The organism is Pseudomonas sp. BCA17 (genome assembly GCF_004519405.1).
Lineage (GTDB): Bacteria > Pseudomonadota > Gammaproteobacteria > Pseudomonadales > Pseudomonadaceae > Aquipseudomonas.
Genome location: NZ_SGWI01000003.1, coordinates 345362 through 364209, shown reverse-complemented (window position 1 = coordinate 364209; position 18848 = coordinate 345362). Strand labels below are relative to the sequence as shown.

The 18848-nt window shown below is 60.5% G+C and carries 21 protein-coding genes; 10 read left to right on the top strand and 11 right to left on the bottom strand.

What is annotated here, in order from left to right; all coding sequences use genetic code 11:
• Window positions 1-32: 32 nt before the first annotated feature.
• The 7 genes from rsd to EXW71_RS14140 all read right to left on the bottom strand — a co-directional run bounded on the left by rsd (window position 33) and on the right by EXW71_RS14140 (window position 6431).
• Entirely contained in the window at window positions 33-491 is a 459-nt protein-coding gene (gene rsd, locus EXW71_RS14170) for a sigma D regulator (protein WP_123716499.1), read from the bottom strand.
• A gap of 208 nt (window positions 492-699) precedes the next feature.
• On the bottom strand, window positions 700-1221 hold the full coding sequence (locus tag EXW71_RS14165) for a disulfide bond formation protein B (protein WP_134659384.1): 522 nt from the start codon (window positions 1219-1221) through the stop codon (window positions 700-702).
• Window positions 1222-1471: 250 nt separating this feature from the next.
• Window positions 1472-2713, bottom strand: a complete 1242-nt coding sequence (locus EXW71_RS14160; RefSeq protein WP_123716501.1) for a heme biosynthesis protein HemY — start codon at window positions 2711-2713, stop codon at window positions 1472-1474.
• 5 nt (window positions 2714-2718) lie between these two features.
• On the bottom strand, window positions 2719-3831 hold the full coding sequence (locus EXW71_RS14155; protein WP_134695653.1) for a uroporphyrinogen-III C-methyltransferase: 1113 nt from the start codon (window positions 3829-3831) through the stop codon (window positions 2719-2721).
• An 18-nt stretch (window positions 3832-3849) separates the two neighbouring features.
• Window positions 3850-4608, bottom strand: a complete 759-nt coding sequence (locus EXW71_RS14150; protein WP_134695651.1) for a uroporphyrinogen-III synthase — start codon at window positions 4606-4608, stop codon at window positions 3850-3852.
• A complete protein-coding gene (gene hemC, locus EXW71_RS14145) occupies window positions 4605-5546 on the bottom strand; it encodes a hydroxymethylbilane synthase (protein WP_134659386.1) in 942 nt (313 codons plus the stop codon). The genes EXW71_RS14150 and hemC overlap by 4 nt, the downstream gene beginning before the upstream one ends.
• 138 nt (window positions 5547-5684) lie before the next feature.
• Window positions 5685-6431 (bottom strand): LytTR family DNA-binding domain-containing protein, encoded by a 747-nt coding sequence (locus EXW71_RS14140; RefSeq protein ID WP_123716504.1) that lies wholly within the window; start codon window positions 6429-6431, stop codon window positions 5685-5687.
• A 502-nt stretch (window positions 6432-6933) separates the two neighbouring features.
• Between EXW71_RS14140 and argH the strand changes: the two genes are divergently transcribed.
• The gene (argH, locus tag EXW71_RS14135) at window positions 6934-8328 is read left to right on the top strand and encodes an argininosuccinate lyase (protein WP_134659388.1); all 1395 of its coding nucleotides are present in this window, start codon (window positions 6934-6936) and stop codon (window positions 8326-8328) included.
• Window positions 8329-8420: 92 nt separating this feature from the next.
• Here the strand turns inward: argH and EXW71_RS14130 are convergent, their stop codons facing one another.
• On the bottom strand, window positions 8421-9080 hold the full coding sequence (locus EXW71_RS14130; protein ID WP_123716506.1) for a glutathione S-transferase family protein: 660 nt from the start codon (window positions 9078-9080) through the stop codon (window positions 8421-8423).
• A 126-nt stretch (window positions 9081-9206) separates the two neighbouring features.
• Here EXW71_RS14130 and EXW71_RS14125 point away from each other — a divergent pair, with 126 nt between their 5' ends.
• From EXW71_RS14125 to EXW71_RS14115, 3 genes are all read left to right on the top strand, one after another.
• Entirely contained in the window at window positions 9207-9491 is a 285-nt protein-coding gene (locus EXW71_RS14125; RefSeq protein ID WP_106575823.1) for a hypothetical protein, read from the top strand.
• Window positions 9492-9643: 152 nt separating this feature from the next.
• On the top strand, window positions 9644-9895 hold the full coding sequence (locus EXW71_RS14120; protein WP_123716508.1) for a TIGR02647 family protein: 252 nt from the start codon (window positions 9644-9646) through the stop codon (window positions 9893-9895).
• A 166-nt stretch (window positions 9896-10061) separates the two neighbouring features.
• A complete protein-coding gene (locus tag EXW71_RS14115; protein ID WP_134659390.1) occupies window positions 10062-12902 on the top strand; it encodes a class I adenylate cyclase in 2841 nt (946 codons plus the stop codon).
• Here EXW71_RS14115 and rnk read toward each other — a convergent pair.
• The 3 genes from rnk to cyaY form a co-directional block, all read right to left on the bottom strand.
• A complete protein-coding gene (gene rnk / locus EXW71_RS14110) occupies window positions 12899-13312 on the bottom strand; it encodes a nucleoside diphosphate kinase regulator (protein WP_123716510.1) in 414 nt (137 codons plus the stop codon). The genes EXW71_RS14115 and rnk overlap by 4 nt on opposite strands.
• Before the next feature lie 130 nt (window positions 13313-13442).
• Window positions 13443-13661, bottom strand: coding sequence for a DUF1289 domain-containing protein (locus EXW71_RS14105; protein WP_123716511.1), 219 nt, complete (start codon window positions 13659-13661; stop codon window positions 13443-13445).
• Between the two features lie 2 nt (window positions 13662-13663).
• Window positions 13664-13996 (bottom strand): iron donor protein CyaY, encoded by a 333-nt coding sequence (cyaY, locus tag EXW71_RS14100; protein WP_123716512.1) that lies wholly within the window; start codon window positions 13994-13996, stop codon window positions 13664-13666.
• 238 nt (window positions 13997-14234) lie between these two features.
• Here cyaY and EXW71_RS14095 point away from each other — a divergent pair, with 238 nt between their 5' ends.
• The 6 genes from EXW71_RS14095 to EXW71_RS14070 are packed head-to-tail and all read left to right on the top strand — an operon-like array spanning window position 14235 to window position 18811.
• Entirely contained in the window at window positions 14235-14396 is a 162-nt protein-coding gene (locus tag EXW71_RS14095; RefSeq protein ID WP_123716513.1) for a lipoprotein, read from the top strand.
• A 9-nt stretch (window positions 14397-14405) separates the two neighbouring features.
• On the top strand, window positions 14406-15653 hold the full coding sequence (gene lysA / locus EXW71_RS14090) for a diaminopimelate decarboxylase (RefSeq protein WP_123716514.1): 1248 nt from the start codon (window positions 14406-14408) through the stop codon (window positions 15651-15653).
• 3 nt (window positions 15654-15656) lie between these two features.
• Window positions 15657-16487, top strand: a complete 831-nt coding sequence (dapF, locus tag EXW71_RS14085; RefSeq protein ID WP_134659392.1) for a diaminopimelate epimerase — start codon at window positions 15657-15659, stop codon at window positions 16485-16487.
• A gap of 13 nt (window positions 16488-16500) precedes the next feature.
• Complete coding sequence (locus tag EXW71_RS14080) at window positions 16501-17217, top strand: DUF484 family protein (protein WP_134659394.1); 717 nt, start codon at window positions 16501-16503, stop codon at window positions 17215-17217.
• Window positions 17218-17219: 2 nt separating this feature from the next.
• Entirely contained in the window at window positions 17220-18119 is a 900-nt protein-coding gene (xerC, locus tag EXW71_RS14075) for a tyrosine recombinase XerC (protein WP_123716518.1), read from the top strand.
• Complete coding sequence (locus tag EXW71_RS14070; RefSeq protein ID WP_134659395.1) at window positions 18116-18811, top strand: HAD family hydrolase; 696 nt, start codon at window positions 18116-18118, stop codon at window positions 18809-18811. Before xerC ends, EXW71_RS14070 begins: the two co-directional genes overlap by 4 nt.
• The last annotated feature ends 37 nt before the right edge of the window (window positions 18812-18848 follow it).

Genomic DNA, 18848 nt, shown 5'->3' with positions numbered 1-18848 from the left:
ATGCGCACCGTTTTCTGTACTGCTATCGAGGGTCAGGCCTGGGTAGCAGGTTCTTGCATGTGAGCGTTGTGCAGCACTTCGATCAGGCAGTCTTCCAACTCAAAACGCTCATGCAACAGCGCGCCCAACTCTTTGAATTTTGCCGCAACACATTTACCGGCATCACACAGATCGGTGAACGCCAGCAGGCTCTCGGTAATGGCATCAATACGCGGGTAGATCGTCTCCGCCAGCTCCAGACCACGCTGATCATCAAAGGCTTGCGCCTCCTTGGTCAGTTGCTCGTAGACGCCAAAATGGCCGGCAGACACGTAGTCCACCAATACACCGCAGAAGTCTTGCAACGGTTCGCGGTTCTCAGCCAGTGCTTCGGGCTTGGCACCGAGAGCATCAAAGGCCCGAACCAGTTCGTGACGTGCCTTCAGCCAGCTGTCGATCAGCTTGTGCACCCCACCCCAGCGTTCCTGAGCATTCTGACAACTTTCCAGCATGATGATCTCTCTTCCCTATAGGGGCGCTGCTGCCTTGTGCCCATGCAACATTCAAGGATAAAGCAGCAGCCGGACAAGGCCGCGTCCGATAAACAGATTTGATAACGCGTGCGGGCCAGATTATGCCCGCATGACTATGGCTTCAAGGTACGCAGGAGAGAAAGTTCATACAAGTGTTTAATCCCGTCCTACAACCCGAACCCCATATTCATGACAGCGCAATGCGCAAACGTTGGCTGAACAACAACCGTGAAAACTGCATGAATCCCAAAACAAGCATCGCTGAAAAGAACAATAAGCTCCATTCGGGAAGGCTCAGGTCGAACAGCGTCCAGTTGATCTCAACGCAATCGACGGTGCCGTTGAAGACCGACCGTACCGCCTGCCAAAAGGAAAGGTTTTCAATCATGTACTGAAGGCTCGGCCAGCAATTCTGAATCTGGTCCGATGGCGCGTTCTGCAGCAATACCTGGCGCACGGCGGTGATGGCGCCGAAACACGCACACCCCATGCTCGCCAGTCCGTACAGGTAAAGGCCGGAGCGTCCCGGGTTATGAAGGGCCGCGATCAAGCTGATCAGTGCATAGATGGCGAGAAACAACCGTTGTACCTGGCACAGGAAGCAAGGCTGTAACAGCGCGCCGTATTCCAGGTAGAAAGACGCGCCCAACGTCAGCGCACCAACCATGAACGCCAGGAAAAACATAGAGCGTAAAGGGGCCAAAGACATTGTTTATCCGTACCGCGAGAGATAGGACGCTACGGTAGAGGAAAGGCCCGACCCCTTTCAATACGTCCCAGAGCAGACAATTCCGCGAAACCGTAGGGATATCCCGTAAGAACCTGGAGGAAACCCCACAATTACACGTAGGAATTGAACAGCAAGACATTTGCAGCGGGGGTTTGCGCAGAGTTCAGGGTTGAGCGTTCAGGGCTGGCTGTCAGATAGCTCCACGCCAACCCTTCACCTTTTTCTAACGTCAAACCCGCGCAGGTACGGGCAATGGAGAGGCCAGGAGGCGGTTGTCGAGCAACCCCAGGCCTTCCTGAAACAGTTGGTTACTGCGCTCGGTATCGCCCAATTGGGCCAGCAGACGGGCCAGCTCGGCACATGCCTCAGGGTTACGCTGCACCTGCAGGCTGCTTTCCAGATAGTCACGCGCCTTGCCCCACAAACTGTTTTGCAGGCATAGGCGTCCCAGCGTCAGCAACAGGCTGGCATCATCCGTATGATCCTTAAGCCAGCTTTCGGCAAACTTCAGCTGACGGGCCGGGTCACTGCCGCGCAATAACCCATAAAGCCGAATAAGGTGACTGTCGTATCCACGCTTGATCGCACCGCGCAGCACCTCTTCGGCTTTGGCGTCAGCGCCCAGTCGACGCAGTTGGTCGGCGTAAGCCAACACCAGTTGCGGTTCCTGACGCTGGGCGGAAGTCAGCTGCTCCCAGGCCCGCTCAAGCGACTGCAAGCCGGCTTCGCCCCGCTCTTCACGCTGGGCCGCCACACCCAGGTTTTCACCCCAGGCGCGACGCTCCAATTCAGCCAGTTCGCTGGCGGGAAGCACCTTGTCCTTACGCAGCTCCGGTAACAAGCGAATTACCGACGACCAATCGCCTCGCTGCTGATGCAGGCGCTGCAACTGGCGCAATACCTGCGCGTTATGGGGGTGACGCTCATGCATTGCCTGCAACGTGACCAGGGCGCCGTCAGTATCGCCACGGTCCATCTGCAATTGCGCATGGCTCAAGGCAATGGCAAGTTCCGCCTGAGGCTGGCGTTCCAAGGCACGTTCCAGCAAACCGTCGGCCTCTTCGTAACGCCCCTGCTCATTGGCCGCACGTGCTGCGCCAAGGTAATACAGCAATGGTTGGCGCTCCGCCTCGGCGGCGCGATACAGATGGCGCTCGGCGCTGGCCCAACGGCCCTCGGCAAGGTCCATCTGGCCCTGTTCGATCGCAATCTGTACACGGCGACTGCGATTGCGCCGCGACCATGGGTTGACCACGCCCCCGGAGGTGGTGACCAGGCTCCATAAAACACGGACCAGGTAGATCGCCAGGCCGATGGCAAACACCGCCACCAGCGTGGCCCACAAGCTCGATTCGTAATGCAGCACATGGGGATAGGTAATCAGCACGTAGCCGGTGTGTTTCGAAATGCCCACGGCCAATGCCAGAGCGATTGCAATCGCCAGCACCAGGATCACATAGAAACGCTTCATCGACTCTACTCCTGGGTCGTCGGCGTGCCCGCCGACGCCTTGGCTTCATCGGCAGACAGATGACGGCGCTCAAGATACGCCTGCACCGCCGCGAGGCTTGCGGCCAGGTCCGGCGTCACCACCGACACAGCCTTGGGCTCCAGTTCGGCAATACGCGCCAGCATCGCTTTGCTCTGCGGGTTGTCCTGGTTGAAATTGTCCTGCAGCACGCTGCGCGCTTCGCCCAGGGAGCGGCTGTACACCGCAGCCTCACCGTTGAGCGCCGCCCATTGGGCTTGCTCAAGAGCCAGACTCAGGGCCAGACGCACCTGGTTCAAGCCTTGGCCGGCCAGCAGCGGGCGAATGTTGTCGTCAGGGTTGAAGTCGATGCGGAAGTAGCGGGAAATCTGCTCCCACCACTGACTCAAGCGGTTTTCCGTATCGGTGGTCGGACGCCCCTGGGAGGCCGGCTCGGTGAGCTGGTACTCCGGTGCGACAGCCGCCAGCTGTACGATCTGGTCACGCAGCGCTGCCAATTGCAGATAGAGCCCGGTGCGGTCTGGCTGCTCGGTACTACGCAGTGCGGCAAGGCTCTTGGCCAGTTGCTCGCGGGCGGCGAAGGAACCGGGATCGCTCTGTTCGCGAAGAATTTCGTCGGCACCCTGGACCAGTGACTGAGCACTGTTGATGTCCTGCAGGGCGGACAAACGCAAACTGGCCAGACGGATCAGGTGCTCGGCTTCGGCCAGGCGCCAATCCTTGCGACTGGCGCCCAGCACCGTCTCCAGACGCTGGCTCAAACGCTGCTGATCACCTTGTAACTGAGCCACCAGGCGGCGACGTTCCTCCAGCTCGTCAGCACTGGGCAATTGTGCCAGACGCGCCGCCAGCTGTTGCTGGCTCTGCTTGAAGGATTGGGACTGGTCGTCGAGGGTCTGCACCTGGCTCAACTGCTGCTGGTTGCTGGCCTGCAGGCTACGGACCTGCCAGATCCCCCAGCCGCCGGCGGCAACACCCGCGGCGCCAAGCAGCAAGGCGACGATTGCCAGGCCATTGCCACGGCGCGGCGCGGTGACCGGTGCAACCTGCGCATCGAGCGCGGGCTGAGCTTCATCTTTAGGCAAGGCTGTTTCGCTCACGTATCCGTCCTTTGCGTATCAGAGAGTGGGAACGGAATGGCTCCGTAACGCCACTAACAAAGCCGCGGCACTCGCGCCACGACAATCCACAACTTTTTCTGCACCTGCGGCCCGCGCCATCTCATAGACTCGCGGGCTGGGTACGAACAATGGCAGCCGTGCCACCTGTGGCCAATCCGGCCCGGCCAGGGCTTGCAGGTGCAAAAAACCCTGCCCACTGCTGACCACCACGCCGTTCAAGCGTTCCAACTGGATGCGCTGCATCAGCACCCCAGCGTCATAGGCCGGCAAGAAACGGCGGTACAACTCCAGATAGTCGACACTAGCACCTTGTTCGCGCAAACGCTCAGCCAGCAACTCTCTGCCGCCTTCACCTCGCAGGATCAGTACACGGGCATCCGGGCCTGCGACAGCCTCGCGCAAGGCGGGCATTGCAAGCAAGGCCTCACTGTCGTCGCCGGTTTGCGGATATTGAACGTTCAGGCCGTGGTCGGCCAGTACCTGTGCGGTGGCGGCGCCGACGCTGAACCAGGGCAATTGCGGGCAGACACGATCGAGTTGCTGCAAGGCAAGACGCGCGGCAGGCTTGCTTACCACAATCACCGCGCAATAACGGCCCAGGCCCCTGAAAACAGCCTGTTGCTTAGCCGTGACCGGCAGCGCTTCGATATCCAGCAAAGGCAGGCTGCTGCTGAAAACGCCGGCCTCGGACAATGACGCCGCCAGCGCCATCGACTCTTCAGCAGGCCGCGTCAGCAGCACACGCCACTGGGTCACTGCGGGCCCGCCTCACCGTAGACTTTTTGCAAAATGGCGCCGGCGCCCTTGGCCAACAGTTCCTCGGCCACCTGGATGCCCAAGGTTGTGGCGTCACGCTGTGGCCCACGCGCTTGAGCGGTGAGCAACGTACCGCCGTCGGGGTCGCCTACCAAGCCACGCAACCAAAGGTTTTCACCTTCCAGAACCGCGTAACAGGCAATGGGCACTTGGCAACCACCGTTGAGGTGCTTGTTCAGGGCGCGCTCAGCCGTGACACGGACTTCCGTATCAGGATGATCAAGGGGTTTGAGCAGGGTGTGAATTTCACTGTCGGCAGTACGGCATTCGATACCTACGGCACCCTGCCCGCCTGCGGGCAAGCTGTCTTCGATACTGATCGCCGAAGTGATGCGATCTTCGAAGCCCAGCCGGATCAAACCGGCAGCTGCGAGGATGATTGCGTCATACTCACCGGCATCCAGCTTGGCCAGACGGGTGTTGACGTTGCCGCGCAAGAAGCGGATTTGCAGGTCCGGACGACGGGTCAACAACTGCGCCTGACGACGCAGGCTGGAGGTGCCCACGATACTGCCCAACGGCAATTCGTCCAGGGACTTGAAGGTATTGGAAACAAACGCATCACGCGGGTCTTCGCGTTCGCAGATGCAATACAGGCCCAGGCCTTCGGGGAAGTCCATAGGCACGTCTTTCATTGAGTGCACGGCGATGTCGGCTTCATTTTCCAGCAGCGCCGTTTCCAATTCCTTGACGAACAAACCCTTGCCGCCGATCTTCGACAGTGGCGAATCCAGCAGCTTATCGCCACGACTGACCATGGGCACCAGGGTCACCTTGAGACCCGGATGGGCCTGTTCAAGGCGTGCTTTGACGTATTCGGCCTGCCACAAGGCCAAGGCGCTTTTACGGGTGGCGATGCGGATTTCGCGAGAGGACATGGATCAATCCGTACTGAATAGATACGGCAGATAATAACAGCTCAGGCAGACACGCTTTGATTTGAATCAGCAAGTGCGGGGCCTCCCTGGCCGCATCGCACCGGGATCGGAATTGAAAACCTCGCCGCAGCCCTTGGGCTAAAGCTGCTGCATCATCTTGCGCACGCCGGCGACATGGCGTCGGCTGACGATCAAGGCATCACCGTTAAGCCCTTTCAAAAACAGCTGAAAGTGCCCAAGGGGTGTGCGCTGCAGGCGCTCTATCCGCTCACGGGCCACCAACGCGTTGCGGTGGATACGCACGAAGCGGTCGCCGAACTCATCCTCGAGGGCCTTGAGGGGCTCGTCGAGCAACACTTCGCCCGTCTCGTGCCGCAGGGTCACGTACTTGTGATCGGCAATAAAGTAGACCACCTGGCCCAAGGGAATCAGTTCGATGCCCTTACGGGTCCGCGCACTGATATGGCTGCGAGGCCCATTGCCACTTTGGGCGGCGGGCAGGGTCAGGGCACCGAGTTGGACGCGATTCGGGCGCTCGGCCTTTTTCAGGGCCTTGAGCAAGGCTTCGGCGGTCACCGGCTTGACCACGAAACTGACGCCACTGGCTTCAAGCGTCTGCGCGGCGAACTCCTCTTGAGCGGCGCACAACACCACCGCGGGTGGCGACTCGCGCTCGCTCAATCGCGCGGCGACTTGCAGGCCATCCAGGCCCGGCATACGGATATCGAGTAACACCACATCCGGCTTGAGGCTGTCGATCAGCGTCAACGCCTCCTCGCCGTTGGTGGCGCTCGGTTCAAGGACGGTATATCCCTCGAGCTCACTGACCAGACGGCTCAGTCGTTCGCGGGCTTGGGGTTCGTCATCAACGATCAGGACATTCATATTGCGCTGGATTCCTGCGTGAGTCTCGCACAAGGATAACGTAGACAGGTGCGGTGACTTGCGTCACAGCGATCCACGCTAAGACTAGCGCGAGCGGCAAAAAGTGCCCCAAGAGTGGCACTCATATTTACCCGGACCTGTTCAATTGCGCCCAAGACCGGCCGCCTTAGGGCATCGTCGTAGGGTTTACTGATACACAATCCGAATACCCCCCTTTTTAATGGATAGTCCGGGCTTCGACCGCATCACCCGACTTTGGTGCATTCACGCTCTATCAGTGCAACTGTAGACGCTCACTGAGACCACATTGCTCAATCGTCAAATATCGTTTCAATAAACATCTGGCTCCAGTCTCTTCCCGGACGCGTTCGGCGGCAAGGCACTTAGCCATCCTTTGTACAAATAAAAATGCCGACCACCCGCAGCACCGCCTCCACAAGCAACCCTGTTATTATCGCCGGCACACCTCCATGCCTCTTTTAAGCAGATCACGAGCGAATCCATGAGCACCGACAAGACCAACCAGTCCTGGGGCGGCCGCTTCAGTGAACCCGTCGACGCCTTCGTCGCCCGCTTCACCGCCTCCGTCACCTTCGACCAGCGCCTGTACCGTCACGACATCATGGGCTCGATCGCCCACGCCACGATGCTGGCCAAGGTCGGCGTACTGACCGATGCCGAGCGCGACAGCATCATCGACGGCCTGACCACCATTCGCGGTGAGATCGAAGCCGGTACGTTCGACTGGCGCATCGACCTGGAAGACGTGCACATGAATATCGAAGCGCGCCTCACCGATCGCATCGGTGTGACCGGCAAGAAACTGCACACCGGTCGCAGCCGTAACGACCAGGTAGCCACCGATATCCGTCTGTGGCTGCGCGACGAAATCGACCTGATCCTCTCCGAGATCACCCGCCTGCAAAAAGGGTTGCTGGAACAGGCCGAGCGCGAATCGGACACGATCATGCCCGGCTTCACCCACCTGCAGACCGCGCAGCCCGTGACCTTCGGCCACCACCTGCTGGCCTGGTTCGAAATGCTCAGCCGTGACTACGAACGCCTGGTGGATTGCCGCAAACGCGCCAACCGCATGCCTCTGGGCAGCGCCGCGCTGGCGGGCACCACTTACCCGATCGATCGTGAATACACCGCACAACTGCTGGGTTTTGACGCCGTGGGCGGCAACTCCCTGGACGGCGTGTCGGACCGTGACTTTGCCATCGAATTCTGCGCCGCAGCCAGCATCGCGATGATGCACCTGTCGCGGTTCTCCGAAGAGCTGGTGCTCTGGACCAGCGCGCAATTTCAGTTCATCGACCTGCCAGACCGTTTCTGCACCGGCAGCTCGATCATGCCGCAAAAGAAAAACCCCGACGTGCCTGAGCTGGTGCGTGGCAAGAGCGGTCGTGTGTTCGGCGCGCTGATGGGCCTGCTGACCCTGATGAAAGGTCAGCCACTGGCCTACAACAAGGACAATCAGGAAGACAAGGAGCCGCTGTTCGACGCCGCCGATACTCTGCGCGACTCGCTGCGCGCCTTTGCCGACATGATCCCGGCGATCAAGCCCAAGCACGCGATCATGCGTGAAGCGGCCCTGCGCGGGTTCTCCACCGCAACCGACCTGGCTGACTATCTGGTGCGCCGTGGCCTGCCGTTCCGTGATTGCCATGAAATCGTCGGGCATGCCGTGAAATACGGCGTGGACACCGGCAAAGACCTGGCGGAAATGAGCCTGGAGGAGCTGCGCCAGTTCAGCGACCAGATCGAGCAAGACGTGTTTGCCGTGTTGACCCTGGAAGGCTCGGTCAACGCCCGCAACCACGTGGGCGGCACTGCGCCGGCACAGGTCAAGGCAGCCGTCGCGCGCGGTCAGGCCCTGCTCGCCAGCCGCTGATCCAGGCTGCCGGGAAACAGAGCTTGCTCGGATAACCCAAAAAATGTGGGAGGAGGCTTGCCTCCTCCCATGTTGAACTCCGGCAGTTCTGACTATTTCTTGGCGGCAATCATCGCCAAAAACCCCGGCATTGCCGCTTCCCTGTCCGCCGCCACTTTCTGAGCATTGGGCATAGCGTGCAGTCGCTCCAGCAGTGCTTTGGCCTGCGCATAACCTTCAAGAAAATCCATACCGAACAGCTTTTCGCCCACCGCACAGGCAAGATTCACGCTGTACATAAAATACAGATCGGCAATCGTAAAGCTCTCACCCGCCACATAAGGTGCAAACTTGCCGTGCCGCCCCAGCGACCCGATCCCCAACAGCAGCTCGGCCTTGGATTTTTCCTTGATTGCCTCCGGCACCGGCATACCAAAAAAGGCCTCGGCGAAACACGCGCGGGCCGGTAACTCGATATACAGTTCAATCTCCCGACACAAAGCCAACACCTGGGCGCGCTGAAACGGCTCGCCCGGCAACAGTGACGGGCCTTCCTGGGTTTGCTCGATATATTCAAGGATCACACTGGTCTCGTTGATGAAACCCTGCTTCACACCCAGCACCGGCACCTTGCCACGCGGGCTTACAGCCAGCGCCTCTGGGGTCTGCCCTGCGAAAAACAGCACTTCCTCGAACGGCAGCCCTTTTTCCATCAGCGCCAGTTTGACCATGTTGTAGTAGTTACTGACCGAAAATCCGTAAAGCTTGAGCATTGGGTATGCCTCCAGGCCGGGTGTGGGGTTGGCTGCATCTGTTATAGATCGTCGACCTCGGCCTGGCCAGCAGCATCACCTGCCTGAATGGGCGTAGACTGGCGCCCTTTCATTGAGGAACCCGCCATGAGCGAGCCGACCGATATCGACAACGACGAAGAAGAGTTCACCGAAAGTACCCTGACCCAGGCGATCGAAAACCAGATCGAAAGCGACAACCCGCCTGCCGCCAAGGCCACCTTCAACAAGCTGACACTGGTGGGTTACGAACGTGAGGACATTCTGAATCTCATGGCCCATGTATTGGCCGTAGAAATCGACAAGATGCTCGAGGAAGACCGCGCATTCGATACCCAATGGTATGAAACCGCCCTGCGAGCCCTGCCTGAGCTACCACCGGAAAACGACTGAGCCCGGGATTATCCGTGGCAGGGAAGCTGGCTTCCCCGCCACAAACCTGCGCCATATCAAGACTCAAGAGTTTGTGACTGGACAGCCCGGCAAAGTGCGTTCACCTTATGCCCTGCTAGCCTCTAATAAATTTTAGAAAGTCTGGAGTCCTTATGTCGTATACCCCTGAGTTGGTTGCCGAACTGGAAATCCTTGCACTCTTCAACCTGGGCAGCTCCCAGGAAGGTCTTAAAGTCCACCAGACCGCCGCTCCCACTGCCATCGCCGCCGCCAAGCGCCTGTTTGAAAAAGAACTGATCACCCAGCCCGACGGTGGCTACCTGACCAGCCTGGGCCGGGACGCAGCGCAACACACCCAAGATCTGCTGACAATCCTGAATACGACCAAAAAAGAAGCCGCTTGAAACTTGATGACGCCCATGGAATCCGTCGCTTGCGGATTCCATGGGCGTAGCTGTGGACGTCACAAAATTCTGGCGCCAAAACCTTTTCCCTCTAAACCTCCTACGCTTCTGGCTGTAAACTCCTACACGGCCGCCCATGTCGGGCTCTGCGAGCCAACGACTAGAAATGACCCGCACCCATGAGATCCGTCCCGACCTGGATGAAGGCATCGACCGCAAGGTGCTGGCACAACTGCGCGCACGCTTCATGGCACTCAACGAAGGCCGCATGGCCCGGGCCGTCGAAGGGCTGACACCACGCCAGCAAAGCGTCTTGGCGATGTTGCCGCTGTTTTTCCACGTCAATCATCCGCTGTTGCCTGGCTACGTCTCCGGGAGCACGCCGGCCGGCCTGTCCAACTTCGAACCCGACGCCCAGGCCCTCGCCGAAGCCCAGCGCCTGACCCGCTCGTTCTCCTACAAGTCGCGCCCGGTCAATCAGCCCAGACCGATCCACGGCCTGTTCCTGATGGGCAGCCTCGGTACCCTGGCGCAGGCGGATCAAAGCGATATGGACGTGTGGGTGTGCCACGCCCCGGACCTCAACGAAAGCGAACTGGCCGAGCTGCGCAAAAAGTGCCACCTGCTGGAAGCCTGGGCGCTGACGATGGGCACGGAGGCGCACTTTTTCCTGATCGAGCCGACGCGCTTTGTCCTGGGTGAACGTGATACGCAGCTCAGCTCCGACGACTGTGGTACCACCCAGCATTACCTGCTGCTGGATGAGTTCTACCGCACCGCCATTTGGCTGGCCGGGCGCACGCCGATCTGGTGGCTGGTGCCCGTGTATGAAGAAACCCGCTATGCGGAGTTCACCCATGCGCTGGTTTCCAAGCGGTTCATCCCCGCCGAGGACACGCTCGACCTCGGTCACCTGGCGCACATTCCTCCGGGCGAGTTCATTGGCGCCGGCCTGTGGCAACTGTTCAAAGGCATCGAGTCGCCCTACAAGTCGGTGCTCAAGCTGCTACTGACCGAGGTCTACGCCAGTGAGCATCCGAACGTACAGTGCCTGAGCCTGCGCTTCAAACGGGCGGTGTTCGCCAACCAGTTGGACTTGGATGAGCTTGACCCGTACATCGTGGTCTATCGTCGGATCGAGGAATACCTCAAGGCACGCAACGAGCCGGAGCGCCTTGAACTGGTGCGGCGTGCGCTGTACCTGAAGGTCAACCGCAAGCTCAGCGCCGGCCAGCGCGCCCCCAGTTGGCAACGCCTGCTGTTGGAGCGGTTGGCCCACGAGTGGGGCTGGGACCAGCGTCAACTGACCCTGCTGGACAGCCGCAGCCAGTGGAAAGTGCGCCAGGTCGCGCTGGAACGCCGGGCGCTGGTCAATGAACTGAATTACAGCTACCGCTTCCTGACTCAGTTCGCACGGACTGAGCAGAGTGCCAGCCCGATCAACAAACGCGACCTCAATGTACTCGGCCGACGCCTATATGCGGCCTTTGAACGCAAGGCCGGCAAGGTCGAGTTCATCAACCCAGGCATCGCCCCGGACCTGGCCGAAGACACCCTCACCCTGGTGCAATCGCCCAACCGCAAAGAACCGGGCCAATACCATTGGGGCCTGTATAACGGCAGCCTGACGGCACTGGAATGGGAGCACTTCGCGCCGATCAAGCGCAGTCGCGACTTGCTGGAAATGCTCACCTGGTGCCATCGCAATGGCGTGATCGACAGCAGCACGCGCCTGGCGCTGCACCCTGGCGCCAGCGACATGACGGAGTTCGAGCTGTTCAACCTGCTGGGCAGCCTGCAACAGACCATCCCCCTGCCCCTGGCCAGCGTCGATGAAGAGCGCCTGTTGCGCTCGGCGGTTCCGGAAGAAGTGTTGTTGCTGATCAACGTTGGCGTCGACCCGCTCAAACATCACCGCGACCTGAACATCCTGATGACCACCGAGCGCACCGACTCGCTCAGCTATGCCGGTGTACGCGACAACCTCGTGCTGACCCTGGACCAGGTCACGCTCAATAGTTGGAACGAGGTGATGGTCAGCCGCTACGACGGCCCCCACGCGCTGCTCGACTGCCTGCGTGATTACCTCAACCAACTGCCGTCGGATCACTTGCCCCGGCTGCGAGTGCGGTGTTTTTGCCACAACCGTGCACAGTTCATTGCCCAGCGCGTCGAAGAAATCTTCGATACCGTACAAAACCTGCTACTCGGCCGAGGCAATCACCGCTACCTGCTCCAGGTGCAGCAGCATTACCACGTAATGGAACTGGTGCCGGGCCAGGCCAACCATGTGTCCTTACCCACCCAGGACGCACTGATCGCCTACCTCAGCGAAGAACTGGCCAGCTACAGCCCGCTGCACCTGGACGCTATGGCCCTGGAAGGCCACGACCTGGCGCTACTGCTCCCCATGGGCATGGCCGATTGCGTACAAGTGTTCTACCGAGTCAATGAAGGCCAGGCCGAGCTGTATGTCCTGGATGAGTTCAACGCGCTATGGCAGCAACGTTTGCCCTTCCATGATGAACAGAGCCTGTTGGCGCCGCTGCAACGCTTCCTTCAATCGATCATCTATCGCCGGGAGGCCCTTTCGTCCCTGGACACACAGCAACCGTTGGGCGAGGTGCAAACCCTGTATTACCAACTATTGCCGTCTGGGAGCGGCCGCGCACGCGGCATTGAGCCTCGGCCGGCACCTTCGACCCCGGCCAACAAACCGTTTTATGACGTGCAGGCGATTATCGGCAAGGCTGCTCCCGGCCAGGTGGGCATCACGCTGTACTGTAATCAGCGGGAGTTTTCCGAACTGGAATTTGGCGACCAACTGTTTGCCGTGGTCGCCCAGGAGATCGTCGGGCAACGCCGCGAAGCCGAGCGCTACCGCTGCTACATCACCGACCTGGACCTCTCGGGCCTGCTCGGTGATGTGCAAAGCCCGAGCAACCTGTATCTGCGCTACAAGGCCGAGCTTGAACTGTCGCTCAATAAGGCGCTGAACCAGATTTAGAGAGGAAAGGCGCCGCCATCCTTGGGCTGGTCTTCAACGCTGAGCAGTTCCAGCTTGAGGGTCTTGCCGCCCGGTGCCGGCCAGTCGATGTGCTGGCCTATCTGCAGGCCGAGCAACGCACTGCCCACCGGCGCCAGGATCGAGATCTTGCCTTCATCGGCATTCGCATGTTTCGGATAGACCAGGGTCAGGTGGTAGTCCTTGCCGCTGCCTTGTTCGCGGCAATGCACACTGGAGTTCATGGTCACGACACCCGCAGGCACTTCATCGTGGCCAACCACGTCTTCAGCGCGGTCGAGTTCGGCTTGCAACGCTTCGACGCCGGGAGACTCGTCGCCCAGACGGTCGATCAATTGCTCCAGACGCTGCACGTCAAGACGGGTGAGGATGATGGAAGGTGCGGTGGTCATGATTCAGGCAGACTCCTTTTTTCTGCACAAAAAAGCAAAACCCCGCCAAAAAAGGCGGGGTTCTCACGGACCTCGATGAGTTGAGGTGTATCCGGACACTACCACAGCGTCATAAATAAACAAGACGGCCTCAGGTGCGCGCCCTACGCTGCTCGGCTTCGGCACAGATCACCCGGCGCCGGGAGTCGTCGGCAGAGCGCCATTCGCGGATGTCTTCCACGTGACGGAAGCAGCCGAGGCAGACCTTCTGCTCATCCAGGCGACACAAACTGATACAAGGTGACGGCACCGCCGGGCTGACATTACTGAACAGCGGCTTGGGCGGACGTACAGGTGCAGGCTGGGTCACAGTCAGATCTCGTCGAAGTCCAGCTCGACGCCGGTATAGTCGTCGACCAGGCGCGTGAGCATCTCGCCCAACAGCTCTTCACTCTTGTCGCACTGCCATTTGCCGCTTTCTTCGTCATAGTCGAAGTGAACGCCACCAGAACGCGCCGCCAGCCAGAGCTGACGCAGCGGCTCCTGACGACTGAAGATCAACTGCTGGCCGCTCTCGAACTTGACGGTCAGCACGCCGGCCGAATTTTCCAGGTCCACGTCCAGGCCGCTGTCATCGAAAATATCTTCCAGCGCCTGCTGGGTAGAATCCACCAAGTCGTGAAAACGGGCTTCGGTCAAACTCATAGTGGCAACCTCAAAAATGTCTGGTTCTGCTCAAGCGCCGCACCATACGGGCGAGCCTCTCCGAATGCAAAGAATACCGATTTCATCCACGATGGCTGCATGAAAAATCCTCAGCCACCATAGCCCGCTTCCCAGCTATCACGGCAACCCCCCGCCGGACGGGTATTCCGGCACATAGGCAAGCTGGCGGGTGGTCGGTATACTCGGGCGCAATTAATGCATATTCAAGGATTTCGCCATGAAGCGCCTGATCTCTTCCCTTGCTGCGCTCGTCGCGGTCGCCTGCCTCGTTAGTGCCTGTGGTCAAAAAGGCCCGCTGTACCTGCCCGATGACAGCAAAGACCCAAATGATCAGGCGCAATCGTCGCAGTCCAAAGCGCACAAGCACGACACATACTAAGGGAACCTCATGGACGCTTTTAACTACCGGGACGGCGAGCTGTTCGCGGAAGGCATGGCGCTGTCCGCGATTGCCGAGCGCTTTGGCACCCCGACCTATGTGTACTCCCGTGCGCACATCGAGGCCCAATACCGCAGCTTTGCCGACGCACTGGAAGGTACTCCGAGCCTGGTTTGCTACGCGGTCAAGGCCAACTCCAACCTGGGTGTACTGAATGTCCTGGCGCGCCTGGGCGCCGGTTTCGACATCGTCTCCCGTGGCGAGCTGGAACGCGTACTGGCAGCCGGTGGCAAGGCTGACAAGATCGTGTTTTCCGGCGTTGGCAAAACCCGCGAAGACATGCGCCGTGCGCTGGAAGTCGGCGTGCATTGTTTCAATGTCGAATCCACCGACGAGCTTGAACGCCTGCAAGTAGTCGCCGCCGAGATGGGCGTTCGCGCGCCGATCTCCCTGCGCGTCAACCCGGACGTCGATGCCGGCACCCACCCGTACATTTCCACCGGCCTCAAAGAGAACAAGTTCGGCATCGCCATTGCCGACGCCGAAGACGTGTACATCCGCGCCGCCCAACTGCCAAACCTGGAAGTGCTGGGCGTTGACTGCCACATCGGCTCGCAACTGACCACGCTGCCACCGTTCCTGGACGCCCTCGACCGCCTGCTGGCACTGACCGATCGTCTCAGCGAATGCGGCATCTACCTGCGCCACATCGACCTCGGTGGTGGTGTGGGCGTGCGTTATCGCGACGAAGAGCCGCCGCTGGTATCTGACTACATCAAGGCAGCAATCGAGCGTATCGAGGGCCGCGGCCTGACGCTGATGTTCGAGCCGGGGCGCTACATCGTCGCCAATGCCGGCGTGCTGCTGACCCAGGTCGAGTACCTCAAGCACACCGAGCACAAGGATTTCGCCATCGTCGACGCGGCGATGAACGACCTGATCCGCCCGGCGCTGTACCAGGCCTGGATGAACGTCACCGCCGTGACGCCTCGTGCGGGCGTTGCCCGTGCCTACGACATCGTCGGCCCGATCTGCGAGACCGGCGACTTCCTGGCCAAGGATCGTCAGCTGGCCCTGGAAGAAGGCGATCTGCTCGTCGTGCACTCGGCGGGTGCCTATGGGTTTGTCATGAGCTCCAACTACAACACCCGCGGCCGTGCCGCCGAGGTGCTGGTGGACGGTGATCAAGCGTTTGAAGTGCGTCGCCGCGAGACGGTAGCCGAGTTGTATGCTGGCGAAAGCCTGCTGCCGGAGTAAGCCATGCTGCTGCGTTTTACCAAGATGCACGGGCTGGGCAATGACTTCATGGTCCTCGACCTCGTCAGCCAGCACGCGCACATCCAGCCCAAACACGCTAAACAGTGGGGCGACCGTCACACCGGCATCGGTTTCGACCAGTTGCTGATCGTCGAGGCGCCGAGCAACCCGGAGGTGGATTTCCGTTATCGGATCTTCAACTCCGACGGTTCCGAAGTGGAGCAGTGCGGCAACGGGGCACGTTGCTTTGCGCGCTTTGTGCTGGACAAGCGCCTGACCGCCAAGCGCCAGATTCGCGTCGAGACCAAGAGCGGCGTGATTGAACTGGATGTCCGCAGCGATGGCCAGATCAGCGTCAACATGGGCGCGCCACGCCTGGTGCCGGCGGACATTCCGTTCCAGGCCACCGAGCAGGCCGCCAGCTATGCGCTGGACGTTGACGGCAAGAACGTCGACATCGCTGCCGTCTCCATGGGCAACCCGCATGCAGTGCTGCGGGTCAATGACATCAATAACGCCCCCGTGCATGAATTGGGGCCGAAGATCGAACACCACCCGCGCTTTCCGGCGCGGGTCAATGTGGGCTTCCTGCAGGTGATCGACCGTTCCCGCGCGCAATTGCGTGTGTGGGAACGCGGCGCCGGCGAAACCCAGGCCTGCGGTACCGGTGCTTGCGCCGCTGCCGTGGCCGCGATCAGCCAGGGGTGGATGGATTCGCCGCTGCTGATCGACCTGCCCGGCGGACGTTTGTCCATCGAATGGGCAGGCCCTGGCCACCCGGTGATGATGACCGGGCCGGCCTCGCGCGTATACGAAGGACAGGTCCGTCTATGAGTGAGCCAAACCAATGACCGATAAGCCTCAAGTACCCGCACAAGCATCCCCGATCGACAGTCTGGAGGCCGCTGCCGTCGCGGCGTACCTTGAGGCTCATCCGGACTTCTTCGTAACCCATGAAGAACTGCTGCCGGCCCTGCGCATCCCTCACCAGCGCGGCGACACCGTCTCGCTGGTAGAGCGCCAGATGAACATCCTGCGCGAGCGCAACATCGAAATGCGCCATCGGCTCTCCCATCTGATGGACGTAGCCCGCGACAATGATCGCCTGTTCGACAAGACACGCCGCCTGATTCTGACCTTGATGGACGCCAACAGCCTGGAAGAAACGGTGATCGCCGTGGAAGACAGCCTGCGCCAGGACTTCCAGGTGCCTTTTGTGAGCCTGATCCTGTTCAGCGACAACCCGATGCCGGTGGGTCGCTGGGTCAGCGGCAGCGAGGCACAGACGGCTATCGGCGGCCTGCTGTCCGAAGGCAAAACCATCAGCGGCACCTTGCGCGAACACGAGCTGGACTTCCTGTTTGGTGCCGAACAACGCAAGCAGATCGGCTCCACCGCCGTGGTAGCCCTCAGCCACCAGGGCCTGCATGGCGTATTGGCCATCGCCAGCCGGGATCCTGCGCACTACAAGAGTTCGGTGGGCACGTTGTTCCTCACCTACATCGCCGAAGTGCTTGGCCGCGTATTACCGCGCTTCACCAGCACCTTGCGCGCGGTACGCTAGCCATGGAGCGGCAACTGGACGCTTATTGCGCTCACCTGCGCAACGAGCGCCAAGTGTCGCCCCATACCCTGGAAGCCTACCGACGGGACTTGAACAAAGTCCTGGCACACTGCGAAAAACAGCAGATCACCAGCTGGAAGGCCTTGGACATCCAGAGCCTGCGCAGCTTGATCGCCCGCCTGCACCAGGCCGGCCAATCTTCGCGGAGCCTGTCGCGCCTGCTATCAGCAGTGCGTGGGCTGTATCACTATCTGAATCGCGAGGGCCTGTGCGACCACGACCCGGCCAACGGCCTCTCTCCGCCGAAGGGCGAACGGCGCCTGCCCAAGACCCTGGACACCGATCGCGCCCTGCAATTGCTCGATGGCGCCGTTGAAGACGACTTCCTCGCCCATCGCGATCAGGCGATCCTTGAATTGTTCTACTCCTCGGGCCTGCGCCTGTCGGAACTGACCGGCCTGAACCTTGACCAACTGGACCTGGCCGACGGCCTGGTGCAGGTGCTCGGCAAGGGCAGCAAGACCCGCGTACTGCCGGTGGGCAGGAAAGCCCGGGAAGCCTTGCAACTGTGGCTGCCTCTGCGCGCCCTGGCCAACCCGGCGGACGATGCCGTGTTTATCAGCCAGCAGGGCCGACGCCTCGGACCTCGGGCGATCCAGATGCGAGTCAAGGCGGCCGGTGAACGAGAGTTGGGGCAGAACCTGCACCCACACATGCTGCGACACTCCTTTGCCAGCCATCTGCTCGAATCGTCCCAGGATCTGCGGGCAGTGCAGGAGCTGCTCGGCCATGCCGATATCAAGACCACGCAGATCTACACCCACCTCGACTTCCAACACCTGGCAACGGTGTACGACAGCGCCCATCCACGGGCCAAACGCATCAAGGGCGGCGACTCATGAGTATCAAGCTGATTACTTTCGACCTGGACGACACCCTGTGGGACAACGTGCCCGTCATTATCAGCGCCGAAGCGTCGATGCGTGAATGGCTGGCGACCCATGCGGCCAAGGTCGGCGACCTGCCGCTGGAACATTTCGCCGACCTGCGCCGGCAAGTGCTGGAGCGGCATCCCGAGTTGAAGCACCGCATCAGCATCCTGCGTCACCGGGTGTTGCTGCGTGCATTTGAAGAAGCCGGTTATCCGCAGCCTGAAGCCGAGCAGATGGCGGACATATGCTTCGAAGCATTCATCCATGCGCGTCATCAGCTCACGCCTTTTCCCGAAGCCGAGCCCATGCTTCAAGCCTTGCGCCAGCACTTCCTGCTGGGAGTGATCACTAATGGCAACGCCGATGTGCAACGTGTGGGGCTGGCAGACTACTTCCACTTTGCCCTGCGTGCTGAAGATATCGGCATTGCCAAGCCGGATGCGCGGCTGTTTCAAGAGGCGTTGCAGCGGGGTGGCGTGGATGCAACCCAGGCGGTGCATATTGGCGATCACCCGGGGGATGACATTGCCGGAGCGCAGCAGGCGGGACTTCGAGCGGTGTGGTTCAACCCTGCGGGCAAGGCGTGGGAAGCGGACAAGCGTCCGGATGCGGAGATTCGCAACCTGACCGAGCTGCCGCAATTGCTGGCAAGCTGGAACTAACCGATATGAAAAAGCCCGCAGCGACGGCGGGCTCTTC

Excerpts from the sequence above, each read along its gene's own strand:
- argH (WP_134659388.1), top strand. The coding sequence starts at position 6,934 with ATGAGCACCGACAAGACCAACCAGTCCTGGGGCGGCCGCTTCAGTGAA.
- EXW71_RS14080 (WP_134659394.1), top strand. The coding sequence starts at position 16,501 with ATGACCGATAAGCCTCAAGTACCCGCACAAGCATCCCCGATCGACAGT.
- EXW71_RS14115 (WP_134659390.1), top strand. The coding sequence starts at position 10,062 with ATGACCCGCACCCATGAGATCCGTCCCGACCTGGATGAAGGCATCGAC.
- EXW71_RS14160 (WP_123716501.1), bottom strand. The coding sequence starts at position 2,713 with ATGAAGCGTTTCTATGTGATCCTGGTGCTGGCGATTGCAATCGCTCTG.
- xerC (WP_123716518.1), top strand. The coding sequence starts at position 17,220 with ATGGAGCGGCAACTGGACGCTTATTGCGCTCACCTGCGCAACGAGCGC.
- EXW71_RS14130 (WP_123716506.1), bottom strand. The coding sequence starts at position 9,080 with ATGCTCAAGCTTTACGGATTTTCGGTCAGTAACTACTACAACATGGTC.
- EXW71_RS14120 (WP_123716508.1), top strand. The coding sequence starts at position 9,644 with ATGTCGTATACCCCTGAGTTGGTTGCCGAACTGGAAATCCTTGCACTC.
- cyaY (WP_123716512.1), bottom strand. The coding sequence starts at position 13,996 with ATGAGTTTGACCGAAGCCCGTTTTCACGACTTGGTGGATTCTACCCAG.
- EXW71_RS14140 (WP_123716504.1), bottom strand. The coding sequence starts at position 6,431 with ATGAATGTCCTGATCGTTGATGACGAACCCCAAGCCCGCGAACGACTG.
- dapF (WP_134659392.1), top strand. The coding sequence starts at position 15,657 with ATGCTGCTGCGTTTTACCAAGATGCACGGGCTGGGCAATGACTTCATG.
- EXW71_RS14125 (WP_106575823.1), top strand. The coding sequence starts at position 9,207 with ATGAGCGAGCCGACCGATATCGACAACGACGAAGAAGAGTTCACCGAA.
- rsd (WP_123716499.1), bottom strand. The coding sequence starts at position 491 with ATGCTGGAAAGTTGTCAGAATGCTCAGGAACGCTGGGGTGGGGTGCAC.
- EXW71_RS14165 (WP_134659384.1), bottom strand. The coding sequence starts at position 1,221 with ATGTCTTTGGCCCCTTTACGCTCTATGTTTTTCCTGGCGTTCATGGTT.
- EXW71_RS14095 (WP_123716513.1), top strand. The coding sequence starts at position 14,235 with ATGAAGCGCCTGATCTCTTCCCTTGCTGCGCTCGTCGCGGTCGCCTGC.
- EXW71_RS14070 (WP_134659395.1), top strand. The coding sequence starts at position 18,116 with ATGAGTATCAAGCTGATTACTTTCGACCTGGACGACACCCTGTGGGAC.
- hemC (WP_134659386.1), bottom strand. The coding sequence starts at position 5,546 with ATGTCCTCTCGCGAAATCCGCATCGCCACCCGTAAAAGCGCCTTGGCC.
- lysA (WP_123716514.1), top strand. The coding sequence starts at position 14,406 with ATGGACGCTTTTAACTACCGGGACGGCGAGCTGTTCGCGGAAGGCATG.
- rnk (WP_123716510.1), bottom strand. The coding sequence starts at position 13,312 with ATGACCACCGCACCTTCCATCATCCTCACCCGTCTTGACGTGCAGCGT.